Below are 10,235 nucleotides of genomic sequence, written 5' to 3' on the forward strand. Positions count from 1 at the left end.
TATAAATCGAAATTAACTTCATAGGTATGCAGAAACATAAAACAAAGTGATAGACTTTTGAATAGATTTCTTATCAATTGATTTATAAGCTTTTCCACACTGGTAATAAAGTTATCCCTTCGAACAAAATTGCTAAAGATGCAATGCATATATATCTATGTAGTTCTAATTTTAAAAAGTATAAAGAAATTATGACGATTGCGAGAAAAATTATAGCATTTAAGCTTCTTATTCTAAATTTTTTGTGTTCGTTTCCATTTAAGGGCCTGTTAGGATTATCAACCGGTGCATATAACAAAATTAGTAAGGTAGTTATTACTAAACAGCAGGTTATGATATAAGGAATTAATGATAAAGGTATTGTACTTCCTATCCAAATGCATAGCATCATAGATGCGGATGTAACTACAAAGCATTTAAAATATGTGTCAAGGTGAAATCCCCCCGCATTGATTCTTAAAACTCCAAAAACTCCTATAAATATCATCGCTTCTATTGCTTTATCGAATAACAGCGCTATTGCCATAAGTCCCATGCCTTTAATTATAGTTGAGACTATAAGTTGAAGCCCATAGTAGTATATATCTTTATCTTCTATAGGTATAATGGATGCGTCCAGCATTTTCTGTGAAATAGTTTTTGATATACTGTCTATTAACATAATATCACCTTCTCTGTAGTAATAACCAAAATAAGCCGCTTATTTAAACAACATAATACTCAATTAAGACATCCCCCCTTTTATACTTTTATAACATAATTTTACTTAGAATTTAACCCGTTTTGCATAAGTGGTAGGGATAATGTAATATTTAACATTTATCTCTTAACATATCTATCATTTTCTTAATAATACAACCAATGGTATAATATAGAAAAGTGTACAAGGTTATATAAAGTGAGGTGTTTAAGGTATGACGATATGGGTAACAATGGAATTTATTATAAATATTGTTGACGTTTCTATACTCCTGTACTTTGCATATAACATACTAGGTCAAAGGAAAACATCTCATAAAAAAATAATTTTTGCTGTTATAATGCAGTCAGCTATAAACACAATATTAAACTCTTATTATGGTATTGGTAGTTTTATTGGATTTCTATTTATGTATCTAAGTACTGGAATAGTATATCATATTGTTTTAGGATGGAATTTAGTAAAAACTTATATAGTTGCAATAGTAGGATTGTTAATCATGTTTATTGGTGAAATAGCCACAATGGCAATAATACTGCCTTTCAATAAATCTTCTCCCAATATATATTTTCATTATAATACCATTAGAATTGTTGCAGCAGTATTTGCAAAAGCATTGAGCTTTACACTGTTCTATGTCAGCAGGAATAGATTTAAATTTCTTGATAAAATTAGTGAAACACGATTGTATCAAATTGGATTTATTATAGGCTTTAATGTTTTAATAAGCTTCACAGCTTTCTGGTTCTATAAAAACATATCTATCATCAAAGATCATAAAGTTCATTATATATTTCTCACCTCTGTAGCATCAATCATATTTAGCTTATCGGTAGTAGAAGTAATCAATAGAATTTCTATTCAAATTGAAAGAGAAGCCAAATGGAAAGTAAGGGAAAAGGAGTTTTTAGCACAAAAATTCTATATTTCCGGTATTGAGGACATGCTCAAGCAACTTAGAGCACAAAGGCATGATTTTAACCATCATATAGGCTGTATATATGGCTTGCTCTGTATGGAAAAAATTAACGAAGCTAAAACTTATATAAACAAACTTGCCGGAGAGTTATCAAGCTTCAACAGCATTATAAGTGTTGATAATGCCATAATTTCTTCAATACTTAATGTAAAACTAGGAAAAGCCCATAACGAGCATATAAAAACAAGTTTAAATATATCATTACAAAGAAAAATATACTGTGATCCACTAGACCTATCCATCATACTAGGAAATCTCTTAGATAATGCAATAGAGGCTTGCAGCAGAATACCAGAAGAAGAAAGACAAATGTCTATAGAAATGTTCACAAAGCAAGAAAATCTAATAGTTAAAATTAAAAATAGCAGAGACAAGACTTTGCATATATCAGAAGCGAATATGACTGAAAACTATACTTCAAAAGCAGATAAGGTCAATCATGGCTTAGGTTTGCATAATATAAGAAAAATCGTTGAAAGATTAAATGGTTTTATGAAAATTGAAGTTACAGATAGCACATTTGAAGTAGATATAGCAATACCTTTAGAGGATTATAAGTCAGCTCCTATGGCATACAAAAATTTTATTGAAGGATAGAGTGAAAAGAGGCGGATTGAAGATCAATCCGCCTCTACTATAGCTTTTTCTAATATCCTTTTCAGGTACTGTCCTGTATATGACTTAGGATTCTTAGCAATCTCTTCCGGAGTACCTGTACCCACTATGGTTCCTCCCCTGTCTCCTCCTTCTGGGCCTAGATCGATTATATAATCTGCTCTTTTTATAACATCCAGATTATGCTCAATGACAATAACTGTATTACCACCTTCCACAAGGCGATGGAGTATCTTCAAAAGCTTGTGTATATCTGCAATATGAAGTCCTGTAGTAGGTTCATCCAATATATAGACTGTCTTTCCTGTACTGCGCTTAGAAAGCTCATAGGCAAGCTTAATTCTTTGGGCTTCTCCTCCCGATAACTGGGTAGATGGCTGACCAAGCTTTATATAACCGAGTCCCACATCATATAGGGTCTGTATCTTCCTGTGGATCCTTGGTATGTTTTCAAAAAATCCTAAGGCTTCTTCCACCGTCATATCCAGCACATCGGATATGGTTTTGCCTTTGTATCTTACTTCCAAGGTCTCCCTGTTGTATCTCTTGCCTTTGCAAACCTCACAGGGTACATAGACATCGGGTAGAAACTGCATTTCAATCTTTATTATGCCGTCACCCTTGCAGGCTTCACATCGTCCGCCCCTGACATTGAAGCTGAAGCGTCCGTTCTTATAGCCCTTCATCTTTGCTTCAGGCGTAGATGCAAATACTTCTCTTATAATGTCAAACACTCCTGTATAGGTCGCAGGATTAGATCTAGGTGTCCTGCCTATAGGCGACTGGTCTATATCTACTACCTTATCCACATTTTCCAATCCAAGTATCTCATCATGTTCCCCGGGTTTCAGTCTTGATTTATATACTTTATGGGCTAATGCCTTATACAATATTTCATTCACCAGGGTGCTTTTCCCTGAACCGGATACTCCAGTTACACAGGTGAATACCCCCATAGGGAATTTTACATCCACATTCTTGAGATTATTCTCCCTGGCTCCCTTTATGGTGATCCAATTGCCATTTGGTTTCTTCCTCTCTGTTGGCACAGGAATAAATTTTTTACCGCTTAAATACTGACCTGTTATTGACCTCTCACATGCCATAATATCCTTGATGGTACCCTCAGCTACAATTTCTCCTCCATGGGATCCTGCTCCAGGACCTATATCTATTATATGGTCTGCCGCATACATTGTATCTTCATCGTGCTCCACCACCAAAAGTGTATTGCCTAAATCCGTCAGTTCCCTCAAAGCTTTCAGCAATTTACCGTTGTCCCTCTGGTGAAGACCAATGCTGGGCTCATCAAGTATATATAGTACACCTACCAAGCTTGAGCCAATTTGAGTGGCAAGTCTGATTCTCTGAGCTTCGCCACCGGACAATGTACCTGCAGTCCTGGATAGGGTCAAATAATCCAGCCCTACATTCACAAGGAAACCTAGTCTGGCTTTAATCTCCTTAAGCACCTGATTTGATATAATCTCTTCCTTGGGTGTTAGCTTAAGATCATTCATAAAGTCAAGTATTTCATGTATGGGCTTATCGCATAGCTCTGCAATGGAAATTCCACCTACATATACAGAGAGGCTTTCCTTCTTCAGTCTTGCACCATTGCACAAGGGACAGGGAGTTGATGACATATACCCCTCTATCTCTGCTCTCATGGCTTCTGACTTTGTCTCTCTATATCGTCTCTCCAGGTTGTGTATAACTCCTTCAAGAGACATCATTGCTTCCCCTTTTCCAAAGTCTCTGTCATACACTACTTTAAACTTCTCCCCATTGTTACCGTAGAGAAGCATATGAATCACATCATCACCCAGTTCCCCAATGGGAACATCAACACTGAAGCCATAATGCTCTGCAGCAGCAGCTACTATTCCATAGTACCATGTGTCGGTTTTGGCGCTGCCAAAGGGTAAGATACCACCTTCAGCGATGGATTTGGTCCTGTCAGGGATAACTAAGTCCGGATCTACCTTTGTCAATTCTCCCAATCCATCGCAGCTTGGACATTTCCCAAAGGGGCTGTTGAAGGAAAACATTCTGGGAGACAATTCTTCCATGGCTATGCCGCAATCGGGACAGGCATAGTTTTGACTGAAGAGCTTTTCTTCCACTCCCATTATATCAATCAGTGCAAGTCCACCGGAAAGTTTCAGCACTGTTTCCAATGAATCTGCAAGTCTCCTCTCTATCCCCTCTTTTACTACTATTCTGTCCACAACTACTTCTATAGAGTGTTTCTTGTTTTTATCCAGTTTAATTTCATCATTGATATCCATGACTTCCCCATCGATTCTTATCCTGACGAAGCCGGATTTTTTCATATCCTCTATTAATTTTCTATGCTCCCCCTTCTTACCTCTTACAATAGGAGCAAGTATCTGGAGCCTTGTACCATTTTCTAAGGCTGTCAGATAGTCCACCATTTGATCTATGGTCTGCTGTGAAATCTCCTTACCGCATTTAGGACAATGGGGTCTACCTATTCGAGCATAAAGAAGTCTTAAATAATCGTATACCTCCGTTATTGTCCCCACCGTTGATCTGGGATTCTTGCTGGTGGTTTTCTGATCTATGGAAATAGCAGGGGATAGACCTTCTATATAGTCCAGGTCTGGTTTTTCCATTTGACCTAAAAACATACGGGCATAGGAAGATAGTGATTCCACATATCTTCTCTGACCTTCTGCATATATGGTATCAAAAGCCAGGGAAGACTTTCCCGAGCCTGATAATCCGGTCATTACTACAAATTTATCCCTTGGTATCTCAATATCTATATTCTTTAAATTATGTTCTCTGGCACCTTTGATTATAATCTTATCTTTTGACATTATTGCACCTCATCAGCAGCTAAATTTTCTCTTGTAGTTCCCTTATTCTATCTCTTAGCTCTGCAGCCTTCTCAAATTCAAGATTTTTTGCATATTCTTTCATTTCCTGCTCCAGAGCCTCAATTATAGTCTTTATTTCTTCCTTGTTTATTTTCTCTTTAGGCTTGGCATTGTATTTTTCTATTTCCTCGCCAGTCTTTGTTGCTTCGATAACCTCTCTTACAGCTTTATAGATGGTTTTGGGAGTAATATCATGCTCTTTGTTATAATCGCTTTGTATCTTTCTTCTCCTGTTTGTTTCGCTTATGGCTTTCCTCATAGAATCGGTAATGCTGTCCGCATACATGATGACCTTACCATCCACATTCCTCGCCGCTCTACCAATGGTTTGTATCAAAGAAGTTTCAGACCTCAAAAAACCTTCCTTATCTGCATCCAGAATAGCTACCAAAGAAACCTCCGGCAAGTCCAAGCCCTCTCTAAGAAGGTTTATGCCTACAAGTACATCAAACTCGCCCAGCCTCAGATCCCTTATTATTTCCATTCTCTCCATGGTATCAACATCAGAATGAAGATAGCGAACCTTTATGTCCATTTCCTTTAAATATGAAGTCAAATCTTCAGCCATCTTTTTGGTCAATGTGGTAACCAGAACTCTCTGATTCTTATCTATTCGAAGCTTTATTTCACCAATAAGATCATCTATCTGACCTTTAACAGGTTTTACCTCTATCTCAGGATCCACAAGCCCTGTAGGTCTTATAAGCTGCTCCACTATTCTGCTGCTTTTCTCCGTCTCATATGCGGCTGGAGTAGCACTTACGAATATGACCTGGTTAAGCTTGCTCTCAAATTCTCCAAAGTTAAGAGGTCTGTTATCGTAGGCGGAAGGAAGTCTAAAACCATATTCAACCAATGTATCCTTTCTCGACTTATCTCCGAAATACATGCCCCTTACCTGAGGAATAGTGACATGGGATTCGTCTATTATCATCAGGTAATCCTTGGGGAAGAAATCCAGTAATGTATAGGGAGCACTTCCAGCCTCCCTGCCACTAATATGTCTCGAATAATTCTCAATACCAGAACAATAACCTAATTCCTGCATCATTTCAATGTCAAAATTTGTTCTCTGAAGCAATCTTTGGGCCTCAAGAATCTTATCCTGTTCTCTCAACTCCTTAACTCTATGCTGTAACTCCTCCTCAATGGCCACGATAGCTCTTTGAAGTTTCTCACTGGTAGTTGCATAGTGGGAAGCCGGATATATGAAAACATGCTGCCTCTCACCGACAACATTGCCTGTCAGTGAATCAATTTCCAGTATTCTTTCTATTTCATCACCGAAAAAATCAACTCTAATGGCTTTATCGGATGAAGCGGCAGGAAAAATCTCCAGCACATCTCCTCTCACCCTGAAAGTGCCTCTTATGAAATTGATATCATTTCTCATATATTGAATATCTACCAGCTTCCTAAGAACCTCGTCCCTGTCCTTGATCATGCCCTTTCTCAAAGAAAGAACCAGGTCTCTGTAATCCTCTGGATCTCCTAATCCATAAATACAGGATACGGAGGCAACTATAATTACATCCTTTCTTTCAAAAAGAGCTGCCGTTGCAGAGTGTCTAAGCTTGTCTATCTCCTCGTTTATCTGAGCGTCTTTCTCTATATATGTGTCAGTATGAGGTACGTACGCCTCAGGCTGATAATAATCATAATAACTTACAAAATACTCTACACAATTATGGGGAAAAAACTCCTTGAACTCGCTGCATAGCTGAGCAGCTAATGTTTTATTGTGGGCAAGCACCAGAGTAGGTTTCTGCACCCTCTCAATGACATTTGCCATGGTAAAGGTTTTGCCTGAACCAGTAACACCCTTTAGAGTAAGAAATCTTTCACCCTTATTTATACCATCAACTAGCTGATCAATAGCCTGGGGCTGATCGCCAGTAGGTTTAAAATTTGATACTATTTTAAATTTATCCATGGAAAAACCTCCATCTTCTAGAACAAGTGTTCGTATAAATTATATTACTTTAGCATGATACTGTCAACATTTATAGGATGATTATATATACAAGCTTTTTATGCAATAAGGGCTTCCTATACAAGCATATTAACCATAAAGAAAACCTTATTACAATTCAATAGTTTAGTTCTTCACCTAAGAAATCTAAGATTTTTTATGAATTGCAAGCAAAAAATTCCTTGCATAAATTTAAATTTTGTTGTAATATTATAAATAATTTATGATATAATATTAGTAAATTTATTTAGATTGAGAGGTATAATAATGGACAAAAACCTAAATTCCAATTTCAAACAACCAAAAAACAATAATGATAAATTTTATGAAATTTATAGATATTTTGAAAGCATAAGCCAAAAGGAGAGTTCAGCTTTTCAGGAACTTTTGGATTTTACTATAAAAAACAACAGTCATAAGAGGAAAAAATAAATAAAAAAGGCCAGAGCCTTTTTTATTTATTTTTTCCTTAAACCTTTAATACCACTCAACAGCCTTGCCTTAGTATTAATCTCCAGATACATATTAGGAGCCTTTGGTACAATAAGCAATCCAAGACTTGAGATTCCTTTCTCATAATCCTTGTATTCCACAATTTTCTTTTCTCCATTGGCTTTAACTATGTCCAACCATATATATGATGGATTTGTCTTTAGAAAGTCTGACAAATCTTCTTCCTTATCGATTCTTATATTGTTAATACCCAGAATAATATCCCCTGGCTCCAGGTTCATCTTTATCCCAGGATAACCTTTACGACAGAATAAAATCTTTAACCCACTTTCAGGAGCATCAAAAAGGGCTTTGCCTTCCTGTTCCTCCCTTTGTCCGTGGAGGATTAATATTTCATGGGCTAAAGGCGCGAATATTGCTGCTATATATGCAAAGAAGTGTATCTTCGATGCTATGGCAGATAACAAAATCAATATTAAACTGTAGATAAAAAGTTTTAATGCTGAGTCCCTGCATCTCCTATCGGGCGTCTTGGTGATGGCAATATCTCCATAACCTAGCAGCACAGGTATAGGCTGCAATACATACATCAAATCATCCATATTCAAATCCAATCCGGGTTGCCTTATAATAGGCCACCAATCAGGCATGGGCACAGACTCCCCAATGCTTCCTGTCACCATGATTGCAAATAATATCATCATAGGAAGAGGCCATACCCTGTTCATGATATAGCCTCCTACAACACTTCCGTCCTTTCGTTTCAGAAATGCAGGTACAGCATCTGAATAGCCATCAAGCCAAATAAGCATGCTTTCCACTAAATGAAGGATCCCCACCAGAGCCATAATTCCCACAGGATTTATATTTGGAAACCCAAATAGGAGATTCATGAGAGCTACAATGCCTCCTGCATAGGAAAAACACAAATATCGTACATTTATCAGGGAAAGGAGCAAAGCTATGACCCAAAGATATAAAATGCCTGAACTCATATAGCCTGATTGGCTGGAATACTGTTCAATTGTGATTCCCAAAAAAACAGACACACTGCTTCCTATTATTCCAGCCATCAATCCTGCCAATACGGAATTTTTAATTTTTTCCCATTGGGATATTTTGTGTCCCAACATTCTCATCTCTAAATAGGAGCTCTTGCCATACATGTAATATGTAATACCTATTACAATCCAGAACAATGGACTCAGAAGCAAAGAACCTATAGATGCTATAACCATCTTAGATACTTTTATAATAGTAACCATCAAGCACCTCTTCTACTTTATTAGCTTTCGTATTTCCTCAACAGCTCTCTCCAGCTGAACATCTTTAACATTTTCAGGATTTTGATCTTCAGAGATTTCCAAAGCTTTTACCTCTATATGGGGTTCTATACCAACTTTGTTAATATCTATACCATTAGGAGTATAGTATTTCTGTATAGTGAGTTTAAAGCCGCTTCCGTCATTGAGTTTCTCAACAGACTGAACCAATCCCTTTCCAAAGGTTTTCGTTCCTATGAGAAGTCCTGCTTTTCTGTCTTTTACAGCACCAGACACTATTTCCGAAGCGCTGGCGCTTCCTTCGTCAACCAATATGACAAAAGGAATATCAATCTTTCCATCCTTGGAATGAGTTACAACCTGATTCTTATTCTTATCCTCAGTGTAGAATATTACCCCTTTATCCAGCAGCTCATCAGCTACTTCTACGCATTGGGTTACAAAACCTCCAGGATTTTGCCTCAAATCAATTATAAGACCTTTAGCCTTCTTGGTTTTGATTTCCGCCAACGCCTTTTTAAACTCCTTGCCTGTGTCCTCATCAAACATGCTGATTCTTATATAGCCTATTTCATCTTCCAGCATCTCAGCTTTTACGGTTTTCAGCACAATATCCTCACGCTTGATTTCCATAATCAAAGGTTCGGTTCTGTTTTCCCTTATCACAGTAAGCACTACCTTGGTGCCTTTCTTCCCCTTCATAAGGGATGTTGCCTTTTCAAGGCCTATGCCTGTAACCTCTGTATCATCAACCTTAATTATCTTATCTCCAGTTCTTAATCCAGCTTTTTCACCGGGAGTATCCTCTATGGGAGCAACAACAGTTACATAACCATCTTTATCTGTTACTATAACACCGATACCGCCATAGGAACCTGAGGTTGATTCATTGAATTCCTTAAACTCTTTTTGGTTCATATAAACAGAGTAGGGGTCCTCCAGGGCCTCAAACATTCCTTTTGCAGCACCTTCCATTAGTTTTTCCGAATCTACAGACTCCAAATAGTATTTATCGATATACTTCTTGAGTGTCAGTAGCTTCTGGGTTTCCTTCACTAATTTATAATCCTCTTTAGATAATACGACTCTATCCCCAAGGCTGAAGGAAACCATATTTGTAATTGTAAAAGTCAATACTGCAGTTATTATTACGGATACGATAACAGCAACAATAAGTTGTTTTCTTCTTACCATACATACACCTCGCAACATTTTTGGGTCCTGATATGCATTTTGTGTGCCATTAATATTCTATTAAGTAATTATATCATTAATACTATTTATGTGGAGTTATTTTGATATATTTAAATTTATTCCTTACCTTTGC

The 10,235-nt window shown here is 37.1% G+C and carries 6 protein-coding genes; 1 reads left to right on the forward strand and 5 read right to left on the reverse strand.

Translation table 11 applies throughout. The features are described 5' to 3' along the window. Nucleotides 1-82 precede the first annotated feature (82 nt). Complete coding sequence (locus ACESM9_RS12045; RefSeq protein ID WP_372998879.1) at nucleotides 83-661, reverse strand: accessory gene regulator ArgB-like protein; 579 nt, start codon at nucleotides 659-661, stop codon at nucleotides 83-85. A 253-nt stretch (nucleotides 662-914) separates the two neighbouring features. Here ACESM9_RS12045 and ACESM9_RS12050 point away from each other — a divergent pair, with 253 nt between their 5' ends. Then, nucleotides 915-2,276 carry a sensor histidine kinase gene (locus tag ACESM9_RS12050; RefSeq protein ID WP_372998882.1) on the forward strand — a complete coding sequence of 454 codons (1,362 nt, stop codon included), beginning with the start codon at nucleotides 915-917 and terminating at the stop codon, nucleotides 2,274-2,276. Nucleotides 2,277-2,299: 23 nt separating this feature from the next. Here ACESM9_RS12050 and uvrA read toward each other — a convergent pair whose 3' ends face one another. The 4 genes from uvrA to ACESM9_RS12070 form a co-directional block, all read right to left on the reverse strand. Next, nucleotides 2,300-5,140 (reverse strand): excinuclease ABC subunit UvrA, encoded by a 2,841-nt coding sequence (uvrA, locus tag ACESM9_RS12055; RefSeq protein WP_372998885.1) that lies wholly within the window; start codon nucleotides 5,138-5,140, stop codon nucleotides 2,300-2,302. 19 nt (nucleotides 5,141-5,159) lie between these two features. Then, nucleotides 5,160-7,133, reverse strand: coding sequence for an excinuclease ABC subunit UvrB (uvrB, locus tag ACESM9_RS12060; protein WP_372998888.1), 1,974 nt, complete (start codon nucleotides 7,131-7,133; stop codon nucleotides 5,160-5,162). A gap of 497 nt (nucleotides 7,134-7,630) precedes the next feature. After that, nucleotides 7,631-8,890 (reverse strand): PDZ domain-containing protein, encoded by a 1,260-nt coding sequence (locus ACESM9_RS12065; RefSeq protein WP_372998892.1) that lies wholly within the window; start codon nucleotides 8,888-8,890, stop codon nucleotides 7,631-7,633. 12 nt (nucleotides 8,891-8,902) lie between these two features. Beyond that, entirely contained in the window at nucleotides 8,903-10,102 is a 1,200-nt protein-coding gene (locus ACESM9_RS12070; protein ID WP_372998895.1) for a S41 family peptidase, read from the reverse strand. Between the last annotated feature and the right edge of the window lie 133 nt (nucleotides 10,103-10,235).

Origin of the sequence: Lutispora sp. (genome assembly GCF_041687175.1) — a bacterium.
GTDB lineage: Bacteria > Bacillota > Clostridia > Lutisporales > Lutisporaceae > Lutispora.